Here is a 13,748-nt window from a genome sequence, read left to right as displayed (position 1 = left end):
GAGCATTTTGGAGTTATAAAAGAAAAGGGCGGGGGTTACCTTAAAGGTACACAAACGGCGATGCAGCCAGCTTGGAAGCCGGAAGTCGCAAGCCGCGTGCCGCAAAGCAAAGGAAGCAAGGGAGTGTGAGCGAATTGGGTTCCAACCATAGGAAAAGATTGATTGGATTACTGCTCGTCCTCTTCGTTTGTTTGGGTAGCCTCACCACCCCTTTCCGCAGTTTTGCCTCATTCCCCGAGGAGCTCCGGCTTTTTACCGGACAGCAAACCCAACTGAAGCTGGCGATGCCCGTCAGCGCGCAAGTGACGGTCAACCATCCGGAAGTGCTCAAGGTCAACGGCTCGGCAAGGCACTCATTCCAAGTGGATCTTCATCATCCTATCGCACTTGAATCTTATCAAGCCGGACAAGCTGAAATGAAGCTGAAGCTATTCGGTAAAATTCCTTTTAAGACGGTTAAAGTCAATGTCGTCCCGGATTTAAAAGTGATTCCCGGCGGTCAGACGATCGGCGTGAAGCTGAAATCAGCCGGGATTATGATTGTCGGGCATCATTTGGTGGCGATCACGGATGACCGCAAAACGTCTCCGGGCGAAGAAGCCAAGGTACAGCTCGGCGATCTCATCGTCAAAATGAACGGCAAAGCCGTAAGCGACGTAAGCCGGGTAGCGGATCTCGTCAAAGCGGCGGGAGAAGGCAAAAAGCCGATTATGCTGACGATCCGCCGCGGAAACGAAACGCTCGACATTCCGATAACTCCTTCGTATGATATCGTGGACAAGGCGTACAGGCTTGGACTGTACATTCGCGATTCGGCTGCCGGAGTCGGGACGCTAACCTTCTATGCTCCGGATCAAGGCGTATACGGAGCGCTCGGCCACGTCATTACCGATATGGATACCCAAGTCCCGATTAGGGTAGGCAACGGAGAGATCGTGCATTCGAACGTCACCTCGATTTCGAAGAGCCAGAACGGGGAGCCCGGGGAAAAGCGCGCCCAGTTCTCCAAGGAAAGCAGATCCATTGGCAACATTGAGAAAAATACGCAGTTCGGCATTTTCGGTAAAATGTTTGATACGCCGGGGCATAGCTATAGCGACAAGGCATTGCCCGTCGCCTTCGCCGAAGAGGTGAAGGAAGGTCCTGCGCAGATTTATACGGTGGTCAACGGTCAGAAGGTCGAGAAATTCGATATCGAGGTCGTTCATGTGGCGAAGCAAGAGTACCCCGCTACCAAAGGGATGGTCATTAAAATTACCGACTCCCGCCTGTTGGACAAGACCGGAGGGATCGTGCAAGGCATGAGCGGAAGTCCGATTATTCAGAACGGAAAAGTGATCGGAGCGGTGACTCACGTCTTCGTCAATGACCCGACGAGCGGCTACGGATGCTTTATCGAATGGATGCTGCAGGATGCAGGTATTATGCTTCGTCCTTCCAATACGGAAACAACGGAACTGAAGGCCAGTTAATGGTCTTCAGTTTTTTTTGTGCGAAGTACGTATATTTGCTACGGTTCGAATCGTTTAAGAACGAAGTGTGGATATTTCTTGGTTGGGGCATACGATATGTAGCATTTCATCGTTCTTTGTCGAAAAATGTATAATGGTGGAGTAAATTATTAATTATAAAATAAAAGTCAGAAAAAATCCAGAAAAATAATATTCGACAGAAGGAATTTTAAAGTGCATGTCGAAATTGTATTTCAGGTAAATATTGCTAAAGCGAATTGCCGCAAATGAAGGAGGCGCTTACCATTGCAAACCATTGAAGTTCTTTTAGCAGACGACAACCGAGAATTTACGAATCTTCTTTCCGAATTCATCGATGATCAGGCCGATATGCAAGTGACCGGCGTTGCTTACAATGGAAATGATGTGCTTCGTTTAATCGAGCAAGGCCCCCGAGTGCCGGACGTATTGATTTTGGACATTATTATGCCTCATCTGGACGGTCTTGGCGTGCTCGAGAAGCTGCGGGAAATCGATTTGAATCCGCAGCCGAAAATCATCATGCTCACTGCTTTCGGTCAAGAAAACATTACCCAAAAAGCGGTCCAGCTCGGCGCCTCGTATTACATTTTGAAACCGTTCGATATGGAAATTTTGACGAACCGGATTCGGCAGATGATCGGCACAGCGCCAGTGACTTCCTCTTCGTCGTCACAGAAAGCGAACATCGTTCAATTGCCTAAAGGCAAAAACCTGGATGCCAACATCACAACCATCATTCACGAAATTGGTGTGCCCGCTCACATTAAAGGGTACCAATATTTACGTGAAGCGATCACGATGGTTTATAACAACATCGAAATTCTTGGGGCGATTACGAAAACGCTGTATCCGGCTATCGCAGAAAAATATAAAACTACGCCAAGCCGCGTCGAACGAGCGATCCGCCATGCGATCGAAGTCGCTTGGACACGAGGCAACATCGACAGCATCTCGCATTTGTTCGGCTATACGATCAATATTAGCAAAGCGAAGCCGACGAACAGCGAATTTATCGCGATGGTGGCGGATAAGCTGCGGATCGAGCATAAGGTTTCGTGAAATAAGTAAGCATTCCTACGTCGGGTCCTAACGGGCTCGGCGTTTTAATTTTCGTGGAGTGCTGTCCCTATGCGAACGAACATTCTCTAGTAGTTCTCTAGTATGCGGAACATTTTCGGGGCTTTAAATCCGTTGGAATGAGCAAAACCAAATTATAATTGGACAAAAGAAAGGGACACAAATCCAACTGCAAATTGGAAACCCTAATGCAAATGTAAACGGTAAGGCGGTCGTCCTACCTGTTACTCCAACTATTGTTGATGGAATACATTTGTTCCTATTCGTTTCATCTCCGAATCCGTCGATGCAAAAGTTGAGTGGGATGAAAAAAGCCGTACCGTTATCATCGAGAGTAAAAGACAATTTGCAAGCAAAGACGGGAAGTTCCATTTTACCGCGTATGGCCTATGGAAAAATATCGCTGACATCACCAAATCAGTCGATACCGGACAAATGGACGTATCCGGTGCCCAACTTGCTATCCGGTATTTCAATTACACATTGCTGCTTATCTATTCTGATCCCAAGACTGCTGACAGCTTCAAAAATCTAAAGCTAGCTAAATATCTTGAACAGGTTAAAAAGGGAAGGAATATTGCCAAAAAGGAGATTATCGAGGAAAAGCGGACAAAGCTATTCGGATTCGACGCTCTTCAGATCAAATATATAAATAGGAATGACTGGGATAAAAGAATAGATACTCTTTTAGTATTCGAATCGGACTCCAATTTTTATACAATTTTAAATTCCTCCTGCGAGGATACTTACAAAAGCTCCAGCAAACAATTTCAAGATATCCTTGATAGTATGACGTTTCGTGAATCTTAACGATTTCCGAAATGTCGCATCGTAACTAAAACCCCATGTCAGCATGTTGCTGTTACGGGGTCTTTGGGTTATCGTTCGGTACATATTCAATCAAATCTCCCGGCGTGATACCAAGTCCTCGACAGAGACCCTCTAGGGTGTCGTAATCAATTCTCTTTGTGGCATTAGCGGCCAACGAAGTAATAGTGTTTCGGCTGACTCCTGTTAACTCTACGACTTCTTTATTTGAAAGCCCACGCTGCTTCATAATGTCTCCAAGTTTACACCGAACGGACATGAGAATCCTCCTAAAACGTTTGCACAACATGTTGACATTTTGGTTAACAAGAGGTAATATAATTTTATGCACAACATGTTGACATATCGAAATATTGACTTTGATTTATGTACATCTTAACAAAAAGTTTCATCACTTTCAATTCACGAATAGGGGGATGTCATTCTTACGAACAGAGACGTTATATTGACCATTTCTTAATTCCAAGTTATCATCTGAATTTTGTGTGTTATGTTTCTTTATTGAGAGGAATACAAACGAAAGGGGCTGCATGCGGTGTTAAAAAGAATCAAGCTCGTCATTGATAAGGGCAACGGTGACTTCGAAATCGTTGACGCTTTTCTGACGCCCGATAAGAACCATGCCTACTTTGTTTCCGATGGTATCGTCAACTATACGATGGCTGCCCGTACGCAAGTTGAACGTGTCTATGTTGAATGCCACGTGTCGATCAAGCTGGGCGAAACGGCACGCGGCGATGTCGCCATTTACGATTTGCATGAAAAACTAAACGCGATGACGGCCTATCAACTATTGAACTTCCATGTCATTCATAATGTAAGCGACATCGGACTGCTGCGCGAAGACTAAAAAATAGCATTACCCATCGTTTTTTATCTCTCAAATGCAAGCAAGCCAGCCGTGGATGAATATCCGAAGGGCTGGCTTTTCTCTTCAAAAGCTTGGATTAAGGGCGAATGTCGCACTTGTTCTTGATGAACCGAATCTGGTTTTCCAGACGGTTGACCGTTTGCCGGGATTGTTCGTCCAGCTCGGTAATTTGCATCCCGGCCAACTGCTGCTGCAGCTCTTGAAGATCGTCGCCTGCATTGGAGCAGTCGTAATTGCTTTCGAGATTGTCAACCATTTCAAGAAGCACCTCCGCCTAAGTGAGTTCAAGCTTAGTATGGAACGTGCATATCCAAGTATACGACTGACGTCAGGCAATTATAGGATCGACTGAGTGATGGGCAGCATAGCCTTATCTTCGGCGTTATTGTCGGAATACAAATCGTGTGCCCAATCCAGCCAGCCTTCGGGCAAACGCTTCATGATGGAGGAACGGAGTTCCGAACTGGAGCAAGCCAACTCGTAAATGAGCTGCTCGTAAGTATGGAGTATGGAACCAAAATCCAGACCGATATCGTCCATCAGCAATTCCTTCAATGCGCTTTCATTGTCACTGAAGTCTCGGTAAACCAAGCCATCATAAATTTCCGTAATCAGACCATCCTGAACACGAACAATTTTCTGACATGTTTTTTGCATTGAATCTACTCCTTACCCTAGGATAAAACTAATTATACCATACGATAAAATCGATTTTTGTAGAATATTGTAAGTGCTTTGTTAATTTTTGATTATTTTTTGGACAAGATATTCATTTTTTTTGCATATGGCTTTGGAACGAGGGGAAGCTAAACCAAGGAAAACAGGAAGGAGGCGCCGCGATGCATCAAGCAGACAGCTTGCAAAAAGTCGACTCTTATAAGGTCGGTGTCGGCCACATGAAAGAGCTTATGCCGACGATGGTAGAAGCATACCACCATTTTACAGCCGCTTGTTTTGCCCCCGGAGCACTGGATGAAAAGCAAAAGCAGCTGATTGCCCTTGGCATCGGCTTGTTTGCAAATAACGAGGTGTGTACGCTGTATCACGTTCAAGAAGCGCTGGCAAAAGGAGCATCCCGGCAAGAAATTCTCGAGGCGACGGCTGTGGCGTCGGCGGTGGCCAGCGGACATATCATGTCGCAAGGCGTAACGAGGGTGGAGCAGGCGCTGGATTCCTTGACGTGATTGGGGATGAAGCTATGAGATGGAGATCGAAAACGGGGCTTTTGCCCATCACCGGGATAACGGAAAGCGACCGAAGCACCAAGCGGCTGCTGCAACGATTGGGACCGGGACGAATCGCCGTGCTGGCGCACGATGATTTGGACGAGTTGGCCGTGCGCGGTCTGCTCCGGGCACGGGTGTCGGCCGTCGTGAACACAGGCCGGACGATGACCGGGACGATTGCCTCCCGGGCGGTTTTAGAGCTTCTGGAGGCGGGTACGCCGCTTGTGGAGACGTCTCCGGATGCCTTTGAGCTGCTGCAGGCTTCCCGCACCGTTACCGTGACCGACGATGGGATCGATACGGGAACGTCGTGGGTACCCTGCCGCCGGTTTACCCGGCAAAGCTGGCTCGCCGGATACCGGGCTGCACAAGCTTCGGAGCCGACGCAGCTCTCCAGGTTTATCGACAATACGTTAAAATACGCTGCCGAAGAAAAGGAGCAGCTGCTAGAACCGCTTCCGCCCGTAACGCTGCGGACGGAGCTGCCCGGAAGGCATGCGCTTGTGGTGGTGCGGGGAAGCGGGTACCGGGAAGATTTCGCTGCTCTGAAACGGTACATACGAAGAGTCCGTCCGGCGCTGATCGGTGTGGACGGAGGGGCCGACGCCATTTTGGAGGCGGGGTACAAGCCCGACATCATTATAGGGGATATGGACAGCGTATCGGATATTGCTTTATTCAGCGGGGCCGAATTAATCGTACATAGCTATCGGAACGGGGCGGCTCCGGGGATGGAACGCCTTCGGCGGCTCGGGCTTACGGCGGCTTCGCTGCCGACGGGAGGGACGAGCGAGGATGCGGCGCTCCTGCTGGCTTTCGAACAAGGCTGCGAGCAGATTGTGACCGTTGGGCTGCACAGCCATATGCAGGATTTTATGGAGAAAGGACGCAAAGGCATGGGCAGCACCTGGCTGGTGCGGATGAAGATCGGGAGCAGACTTGTCGATGCACGGGGAATCAGTCGCCTATACCCTGCATCCGAACGGCGTAAGCCGGCAAGCCCGGGAGCGGCATGGTTCTCATTTGTCCGATTTTTGCATTGAGAGAAGGGAGAGAACGCCAATGGTTCCGCTCATATCCGTCATTATTCCGGCGTGGAACGAGTCCCGGCTGCTGGCTTCGACGCTGGAAGCGGTCTCGAAGGCGCACGCGTCAGCGGAATTTTCATTCGATATGCAGCTCATCGTGGTGGATGACGGAAGCCGTGACGGTACGGGAGACGTTGCCTGCGCGTGGGCTGACGTCGTATTGCGTTTTCCCGTGAATTCGGGCAAAGGAGCGGCGATGTTCGCAGGCTGGCAAGCGGCGTCCGGTGAGATTGTCGTATTTCTGGACGCCGATCTCGGCAGCACCGCCGAAAAGTTCCCTCTGCTTCTAGAGCCTGTGCTGCGGGGGGAAGCGGATTTGACCGTGGCGAAGCTTCCGCCGGCAAGCATCCCGGGAGGCTTCGGGCTGGTCAGAGGCTTGGCCGGCCGCGGCGTTCGTCTGCTTAGCGGCTACGACTCGGGGGCCCCGTTATCCGGGCAACGGGCGATGCGAAGCGAAGTGCTGCGGTGCTGCGAAAGGAAATACCAAGGCTTCGGCGCCGAGGTAGGTATGATGGTCGATGCCGTCAGGCTCGGCTTTCGAATCGTCGAACTGGAGGTTCCATTCCGGCACCGGGAGACCGGGCGGACCTGGCAGGGTTGGCTCCATCGCGGCAAGCAGCTCTGCGAGGTCGGACTTACCTTGTGGCAGTGCTGGCGGAAACCGGCATGCTGACCGTGACCGGTTGGCTGTGGGAATGGGCGGTTCCGTCGGGCCTGCAGATCGGTGCAGGAGCCGTTTTGTTTCCGGGAACGATTCGTTTTTCGCAGGAGCACGGACTCTCGGAAACGAACTACCGGGGACGTCTTGTTCCGACGGCCGGAGGCGTGCTTCTGTGGCTTCTGCTTCTGCTATGGTATCTGTACGGGCTGTGCGTAGTGCCTCCCTCTTGGCCCAATACTGACCGATGGATGCTGGCGGTCACGATGGTTGGTTTTGCAGGACTACTTGACGATGTGCTCGGGGAGCGGGAGGTCAAAGGGCTCCACAATCATTGGAAGGCTTGGATCGAGCAGCGGAGGATAACGACCGGGTTCATCAAAGCGGGGACGACGTTAGTGGCCGGAATGCTTATCCTGCTGCCGGAAGTGGAGACGCTTCGCAGCGGGACCGGGACGACTCTCACGGCGGATAGCCGTACGCTGTGGTATTTGCCCTTCAAGCTGCTTCTTATTCTGCTTGCCACCAATGCGGTGAATCTGCTTGACGTCCGGCCCGGACGGGCCTTGAAGGGCTTTTTTGTTTCGGTGCTTCTGCTCGTATGGCTTGCTTCTTGGAAGGAGAGTGGAACGGAAGCCGATTGGAATGTATGGCGCCTGTTGGTTCCGCTAACGATTGGAGCGGGGATGTTCGCAGGCGCGGACTTGCGCGGCAAGGCCATGCTGGGCGATACGGGAGCCAATATGCTGGGGTTTGTGCTCGGCGTCGGGTTCTCGCTGCTGACACCCGTTTCGGTGCAGGCTGCCGCATTAGCCTTACTCGCCGGATTGCACGCCATCACCTGGCGGCGGTCGCTCAGCGTCATTATTGAGCGTTACGCGCTGCTGCGTTGGCTGGATCAAGCCGGCCGCGGACGAAGCTAAGCAACGTCAAAAAAAGGGACAGGCGCATTGCTGGCCTATCCCTTTTTGCGTTTCTTACGAAAGCGTGGCGCGACATAATTGCGTTTGCGGTCCCGGAAAAAAATCCATCCCCCGATAAAGGCGACTCCTGCGGCAAATAGCAGCAATCCCAGCGCAAACTTCCACCACAGGAAGCCCATCGCCGGATCGAATTGGGCGAACCAGGCGTCCTTCATGGCCAAAAATCCATAAGTTGCCATGAGTCCGGGCACGACCAGCAGCAGGATGGCGATGAAACGAGAAATAACGGGCTTCATGCTTGGCTCCTTCTATGGCTTCAAAATCATTACCCTCTACGTTATCATATATTTATCAAGAATTCATGTCATTTCACATTTTGGACTATATTTCTGCCGCACGATAGAGTTACAATAAGAGAATCTTAAGTATAAGGAGGAATCATTGATGACGCATACTTTTGATATGGTTGTTCTTGGCGGGGGCATCGGCGGTTATACGGCAGCCATTCGGGCCGCTCAGCTTGGAAAAAGCGTGGCCATCGTCGAGCAGGACAAGCTCGGAGGAACATGTCTGCACCGTGGTTGTATTCCAAGCAAGGCGCTGCTGCGAAGCGCGGAAATATTTGCCCTCATGAAAGACAGCGACAAATTCGGCGTCGGAGCCGAGGCAGTCACCCTAGATTACTCTAAAGTCGCAAGCCGCAAAGACGCGGTGGTCGAGCAACTATACAGCGGACTGCAATATTTGATGAAAAAAAACAAAATCACCGTATTCCAGGGGAAGGGCAGATTAATCGGTCCTTCCATCTTTTCGCCGCGGAGCGGTACGGTATCCGTCGATCAAGGCGAGGACAAGATCTTGACGCTGGTGCCGGAGAAGGTGGTCATCGCGACGGGCTCCCGCCCGAGAAGCCTGCCGGGCCTGGAAACCGACGGCGTGACGATCCTGAACAGCGACGAGGCGCTTCGCCTGGAGAAGCTGCCGGCTTCGGCGATCATTATCGGCGGCGGCGTCATTGGCGTCGAATGGGCTTCGCTGCTTAGCGATTTTGGCGTGCAGGTGACCGTCGTGGAATTTGCGCCCAGATTGCTTCCGAGCGAGGATGAGGACGTGTCGCGCGAACTGGAAAGGCTGCTGAAAAAACGCGGGGTTAGCGTGCGTACAGGCACCAAGGTGCTCACGGAATCCGTCCGCAAGCAGGAGGAAGGCGTGACGCTGAATGTGGAATATCGCGAGGAACAAGCCGAACTGTCGGCCGAAATCGCGCTGGTGTGCGTAGGGCGTCAAGCCAACGTCGAAGGCATCGGCTTAGAAAATACCGATGTAAAAGTCGAAGGCGGCTTCGTTCGCGTCAACGATTCGATGCAGACGGCCGAGCTGCACATTTATGCGGTCGGAGATTGCATCGGCGGACTTCAGCTCGCGCACGCCGCCGCCCACGAAGGATTGACTGCGACGGAGCATGCCTGGGGCCTGCAGCCGCACAAGGTGGAGCCGCATCGGGTGCCGCGGTGCGTATATTCCCGTCCGGAGACGGCAAGCATCGGCTGGACGGAACGGGAAGCCAAGGAACGCGGACGCGACGTCAGGGTGTCCAAGGTTCATTTCCGGGCGCTTGGGAAAGCGATCGTGCTCGGAGAGACCGACGGTTTTATCAAAGTCGTGGCCGATAAAGAAACGAACGATTTGCTCGGCGTCCATATGATCGGACCGCATGTGACCGATTATATCTCCGAAGCGGCGCTCGCTCAGCTCCTGGATGCGACTCCATGGGAAATCGGGCAGACGATTCATCCGCATCCGACCCTCTCCGAGCTGCTGGGTGAGGCGATGCTGGCCGTCGACGGGCGGTCCATCAATATGTAGATTGCTGACGGTGGGCAGGGAGAGCGCCTCTTTATCAATAAAATTGTATTCGTAAACCAAACGGTTTATAATATAGTTATAATGTCTGGTATTAGCACCAGGTATTAAATAATCTCTTGTTTTTCTAAAAGGAGGCGTCTATACTCCATGTCCATCGGTCAAATAACAAAACATCAGCAGCTCGGATTGACGGACGGTCAGGCTCTGGAGATGTATACATACATGCTGAAAGCCCGCATGTTTGACGAGCGGTGCTTCCTGCTGCAGCGTTCGGGCAAAATTGCGTTCCACGTGTCCGGCATCGGCCAGGAAACGGCGCAAGTGGCCGCAGCCTTCGCGCTTTCGCGCGGAGAGGACTACTTTTTACCGTATTACCGGGATTACGGCTTCGTGCTTTCAGTCGGCATGACGTTAAAAGAATTGATGCTGTCCGTCTTCGCCAAGGCGGAGGACCCGAACAGCGGCGGTCGTCAAATGCCGGGCCATTTCAGCCATAAAAAGCTGAATATTGTGACCGGCTCTTCCCCGGTAACGACCCAAGTGCCTCATGCGGTCGGATTTGCGCTGGCAGCGAAGATGAAACGGAAAAACTTCGTGGCGTTCACGACCTTCGGCGACGGATCGAGCAATCAGGGCGATTTCCACGAAGGCTGCAACTTTGCGGGCGTTCACAAGCTGCCGGTCATTTTCATGTGCGAAAATAACCAGTACGCGATCTCCATCCCGCTGCACAAGCAGGTAGGCGGCAGCATCGCCGAGCGTGCCCACGGCTACGGCTTTCCGGGTGTTAAGGTGGACGGCCGGGATGCGCTTGAAGTGTACCGCGTCGTGAAGGAAGCGCGCGAGCGTGCCCTGCGCGGCGAAGGTCCGACCTTGATCGAAGCGGTCATGTACCGGATTTCTCCGCATTCGACGTCCGACAACGATTTGCTCTACCGCACCCCGGAGGAAGTCGAAGAAAACCGTGCGAAGGACGGCTTGCCGCGATTCAAGCAGTATCTGATTGACTGCGGCCTTTGGAGCGAGACGCAGGACGCCGAGCTTGCGGCGGCCATCAAGCGGGAATTGGTCGAAGCGACGAATTACGCGGACGATGCGCCTTTTCCGAAGCCGGAAGATACGCTCAAGCATGTGTACGCGGAACAGAGGGAGGGCTAATTCGTGGCGGTCATTACGTATTTAGAAGCGATTCGCACGGCAATGAAGGAAGAGCTGGAGCGGGACGAGGACGTGTTCGTTCTGGGCGAGGACGTCGGCAAGGGCGGCGTCATGAATGCGACGAAAGGGCTGAAGGAGCAGTTCGGGGAAGAGCGGATCATGGATACGCCGCTCGCTGAATCGGCAATTGCGGGCGTAGCGATCGGCGCAGCCATGTACGGGATGAAGCCGGTGGCGGAGATGCAGTACGCGGACTTTATTTTTCCGGCGACGAATCAGATCCTTAGCGAGGCGGCCCTCATCCGGTACCGTTCAAACAACGACTGGAGCTGTCCCATCGTGATCCGCGCTCCGTACGGGGCGACCGGCGGCGGCGCGCTTTATCATTCCCAGTGTCCAGAATCCGTCTTTTTCGGTACGCCGGGGCTTGTCATCGTCGCTCCTTCGGATCCGTATGATGCGAAAGGACTGCTGAAGGCCGCGATCCGCAATCCGGACCCGGTGCTGTACTTCGAGCATAAGAAATGCTATTTGTCGGTCACGGGCGAGGTGCCCGAGGAAGATTACATCGTGCCGATCGGCAAAGCGGCCGTGAAGCGGGAAGGCTCGGACATCACCGTCATCTCGTACGGCATCACCGTGCAATATGCGCTGCGTGCGGCGGAAGAGCTGGCCAAAGAAGGTATTCAGGCTCATGTGCTCGATCTGAGAACGCTGCAGCCTTTGGATACGGAGGCGATTCTCAAAGCGGCAGCCAAAACCAGCAAAGTGCTGATCATCCACGAGGATAACAAGACCGGAGGCGTCGGGGCGGAAGTGTCCGCGATCATTGCCGAGGAGATGCTGTTCGAGCTGGACGCGCCGATTATGCGCCTCTGCGCGCCGGACGTTCCGGCCGTCGGAATGAACCCGCCGATGGAGAAGTTTTTCCTTCTCAATACGGATAAGATCATGGAAGCCATGCGGAAGCTGGCTTTGTTCTAGGAGGAACCGTTACATGAACGATCAAGCGACGAAAGGAACCGGCGTCAAGGTTCCTCATCTGGCCGAGAGTTTGGTATCGGCGACGATTGGCAAATGGCTCAAGCAGCCGGGCGATTATATCGAGCAGTACGACGCGCTGTGCGAGCTGATCACGGACAAGGTGACGGTGGAGATGCCGTCGCCGATCGAAGGCCGGCTGGTCAAGCTGCTGGCGGAAGAAGGATACACGGCGGCGGTCGGAGAAGAAATTTGTTTGATCGAGGAGCCGCATCAGGCAGGCGGCGGCGCAGCGGAAGCCGCAGAAGCCGCTTCTCAGCCGCAGCGCGTTCAAGGCGGACAAGCCCGCCGTGAAGCTCAAGCTGCCGGTGATGAAGCGGGCATGAGCGGCCGTTATTCGCCTGCGGTGCTTAAGCTTGCCGCAGAACACGGGATCGCGCTGTCGGAAGTGAAGGGAACGGGCCTTGGCGGACGCATTACGCGGAAAGACGTGGAAGCTTACGTCGCGAGCGGCAAGCCTGCTTCGGTCGAAGCGGGAAAACCGGTCGCCGCTGTCAATGCAGAAGCCGCGGCGGAAGCTGCGACTGCCGGCGTATTCCTCCCGGTGCCGCCGAAGGGGCCGGTTCGTTCGACCGGTATCCATTTGTCGGAAAACCCGCCGCTGCCGAAAATCGAAGTGGAAGGTCAGCCGCTTGACGGCCGTGGCGAGTATTTGATCGACGTGACGCCGATCCGCAATACGATTGCCAGCCGCATGCGTCAGAGCGTGACGGAAATTCCGCATGCCTGGACGATGATCGAGGTAGACGTGACGAATCTTGTACTGCTGCGGAACAAAGTGAAGGGCGAATTCATGAAACAGGAAGGGATCAACATCACCTACCTGGCCTTCCTGCTCAAAGCGGTCGTCGGTGCGATCAAGGATTATCCGATCATGAACTCGGTCTGGGCGGTTGACAAAATTATCGTTAAGCGGGATATCAACCTTGCGCTGGCCGTAGGAACCGAGGACTTCGTCGTCACTCCGGTCATCCAAAAGGCCGACCAAATGAATATTGCCGGCCTCGCCCGGGAGATCGATTCTTTAACCCGGAAAGCAAGAGCCGGCAAGCTGACGCTTAACGATTTGCAAGGCGGTACGTTTACCGTGAACAATACGGGCTCGTTCGGATCGATTTTGTCGTATCCGATCATCAACTACCCGCAAGCCGCCATATTGTCCTTCGAATCGATCGTGAAAAAGCCGGTCGTCATTCAGGACATGATTGCCGTCCGTTCGATGGTCAACCTATGCTTGTCCTTGGACCACCGCATTTTGGACGGGGTTATCTGCGGACGCTTCCTGCAGCGGGTGAAAGAGAACCTGGAAGCATACAATCAGGATACGAAGCTGTACTAAAAAGGTTGGCGGCAGCTTGGGGAGGCTTGTCCCTAACCTGTCGCCTGCCGACCAGCTTAGAAGAAGTTGCTTACCGTAAACAACAGCGTAGACAACAGCATCGAGATGATCATCGTGTAGACGATGATTTTGAAAATCCATTTATTTCGCAACGAGTTCAGCTCCTTATCAAGGGAATAC

The 13,748-nt window shown here is 53.0% G+C and carries 17 protein-coding genes and 1 pseudogene; 13 read left to right on the top strand and 5 right to left on the bottom strand.

What is annotated here, in order from left to right:
* The first annotated feature begins 134 nt into the window (after positions 1-134).
* From spoIVB to NLX71_RS26980, 4 genes and pseudogenes are all read left to right on the top strand, one after another.
* Entirely contained in the window at positions 135-1,472 is a 1,338-nt protein-coding gene (spoIVB, locus tag NLX71_RS04415) for a SpoIVB peptidase (RefSeq protein WP_254362298.1), read from the top strand.
* A gap of 285 nt (positions 1,473-1,757) precedes the next feature.
* Positions 1,758-2,552 (top strand): sporulation transcription factor Spo0A, encoded by a 795-nt coding sequence (spo0A, locus tag NLX71_RS04410; RefSeq protein WP_254362272.1) that lies wholly within the window; start codon positions 1,758-1,760, stop codon positions 2,550-2,552.
* A 127-nt stretch (positions 2,553-2,679) separates the two neighbouring features.
* Positions 2,680-2,805: pseudogene (locus tag NLX71_RS26985) on the top strand (stalk domain-containing protein); the annotation flags it as partial.
* Positions 2,806-2,831: 26 nt separating this feature from the next.
* On the top strand, positions 2,832-3,380 hold the full coding sequence (locus tag NLX71_RS26980; RefSeq protein ID WP_375377887.1) for a stalk domain-containing protein: 549 nt from the start codon (positions 2,832-2,834) through the stop codon (positions 3,378-3,380).
* Positions 3,381-3,432: 52 nt separating this feature from the next.
* Here NLX71_RS26980 and NLX71_RS04405 read toward each other — a convergent pair whose 3' ends face one another.
* Positions 3,433-3,657, bottom strand: a complete 225-nt coding sequence (locus NLX71_RS04405; protein WP_090665627.1) for a helix-turn-helix domain-containing protein — start codon at positions 3,655-3,657, stop codon at positions 3,433-3,435.
* Positions 3,658-3,933: 276 nt separating this feature from the next.
* On the opposite strand from NLX71_RS04405, the gene NLX71_RS04400 reads away from it, so the two are divergent.
* Entirely contained in the window at positions 3,934-4,248 is a 315-nt protein-coding gene (locus NLX71_RS04400; protein ID WP_254362271.1) for a hypothetical protein, read from the top strand.
* Between the two features lie 97 nt (positions 4,249-4,345).
* On the opposite strand, the gene NLX71_RS04395 is transcribed toward NLX71_RS04400, so the two are convergent.
* Positions 4,346-4,525 carry a DUF2524 domain-containing protein gene (locus NLX71_RS04395; RefSeq protein ID WP_254362270.1) on the bottom strand — a complete coding sequence of 60 codons (180 nt, stop codon included), beginning with the start codon at positions 4,523-4,525 and terminating at the stop codon, positions 4,346-4,348.
* 80 nt (positions 4,526-4,605) lie between these two features.
* On the bottom strand, positions 4,606-4,926 hold the full coding sequence (locus NLX71_RS04390; protein WP_254362269.1) for a hypothetical protein: 321 nt from the start codon (positions 4,924-4,926) through the stop codon (positions 4,606-4,608).
* A 182-nt stretch (positions 4,927-5,108) separates the two neighbouring features.
* Here NLX71_RS04390 and NLX71_RS04385 point away from each other — a divergent pair, with 182 nt between their 5' ends.
* Genes NLX71_RS04385 through NLX71_RS04370 form a run of 4 tightly spaced genes read left to right on the top strand, consistent with a single transcriptional unit; the run spans position 5,109 to position 8,164 of the window.
* The gene (locus tag NLX71_RS04385) at positions 5,109-5,453 is read left to right on the top strand and encodes a carboxymuconolactone decarboxylase family protein (protein ID WP_254362268.1); all 345 of its coding nucleotides are present in this window, start codon (positions 5,109-5,111) and stop codon (positions 5,451-5,453) included.
* A gap of 14 nt (positions 5,454-5,467) precedes the next feature.
* Complete coding sequence (gene steA / locus NLX71_RS04380) at positions 5,468-6,538, top strand: putative cytokinetic ring protein SteA (protein ID WP_254362267.1); 1,071 nt, start codon at positions 5,468-5,470, stop codon at positions 6,536-6,538.
* 19 nt (positions 6,539-6,557) lie between these two features.
* Positions 6,558-7,256 (top strand): glycosyltransferase family 2 protein, encoded by a 699-nt coding sequence (locus tag NLX71_RS04375; protein WP_254362266.1) that lies wholly within the window; start codon positions 6,558-6,560, stop codon positions 7,254-7,256.
* The gene (locus NLX71_RS04370) at positions 7,226-8,164 is read left to right on the top strand and encodes a hypothetical protein (RefSeq protein WP_254362265.1); all 939 of its coding nucleotides are present in this window, start codon (positions 7,226-7,228) and stop codon (positions 8,162-8,164) included. The genes NLX71_RS04375 and NLX71_RS04370 overlap by 31 nt, the downstream gene beginning before the upstream one ends.
* Positions 8,165-8,199: 35 nt before the next feature.
* On the opposite strand, the gene NLX71_RS04365 is transcribed toward NLX71_RS04370, so the two are convergent.
* The gene (locus tag NLX71_RS04365) at positions 8,200-8,460 is read right to left on the bottom strand and encodes a DUF2627 domain-containing protein (RefSeq protein ID WP_254362264.1); all 261 of its coding nucleotides are present in this window, start codon (positions 8,458-8,460) and stop codon (positions 8,200-8,202) included.
* A 148-nt stretch (positions 8,461-8,608) separates the two neighbouring features.
* Here NLX71_RS04365 and lpdA point away from each other — a divergent pair, with 148 nt between their 5' ends.
* From lpdA to NLX71_RS04345, 4 genes are all read left to right on the top strand, one after another.
* Positions 8,609-10,030: a dihydrolipoyl dehydrogenase gene (lpdA, locus tag NLX71_RS04360; protein WP_254362263.1), complete on the top strand. Its 1,422-nt coding sequence runs from the start codon at positions 8,609-8,611 to the stop codon at positions 10,028-10,030.
* A 147-nt stretch (positions 10,031-10,177) separates the two neighbouring features.
* Positions 10,178-11,188, top strand: a complete 1,011-nt coding sequence (locus tag NLX71_RS04355; RefSeq protein WP_254362262.1) for a thiamine pyrophosphate-dependent dehydrogenase E1 component subunit alpha — start codon at positions 10,178-10,180, stop codon at positions 11,186-11,188.
* 3 nt (positions 11,189-11,191) lie between these two features.
* Positions 11,192-12,172 carry an alpha-ketoacid dehydrogenase subunit beta gene (locus NLX71_RS04350; RefSeq protein ID WP_254362261.1) on the top strand — a complete coding sequence of 327 codons (981 nt, stop codon included), beginning with the start codon at positions 11,192-11,194 and terminating at the stop codon, positions 12,170-12,172.
* Between the two features lie 13 nt (positions 12,173-12,185).
* Positions 12,186-13,568 (top strand): dihydrolipoamide acetyltransferase family protein, encoded by a 1,383-nt coding sequence (locus tag NLX71_RS04345; RefSeq protein WP_254362260.1) that lies wholly within the window; start codon positions 12,186-12,188, stop codon positions 13,566-13,568.
* A 56-nt stretch (positions 13,569-13,624) separates the two neighbouring features.
* Here the strand turns inward: NLX71_RS04345 and prli42 are convergent, their stop codons facing one another.
* On the bottom strand, positions 13,625-13,720 hold the full coding sequence (gene prli42 / locus NLX71_RS04340) for a stressosome-associated protein Prli42 (RefSeq protein WP_254362259.1): 96 nt from the start codon (positions 13,718-13,720) through the stop codon (positions 13,625-13,627).
* Between the last annotated feature and the right edge of the window lie 28 nt (positions 13,721-13,748).

The organism is Paenibacillus sp. MZ04-78.2 (assembly GCF_024213375.1).
Classification (GTDB): Bacteria; Bacillota; Bacilli; order Paenibacillales; family NBRC-103111; genus Paenibacillus_G.
The sequence above is the reverse complement of the archived record's forward strand: the minus strand, read 5'-3'. Positions and strand labels throughout refer to the sequence as shown.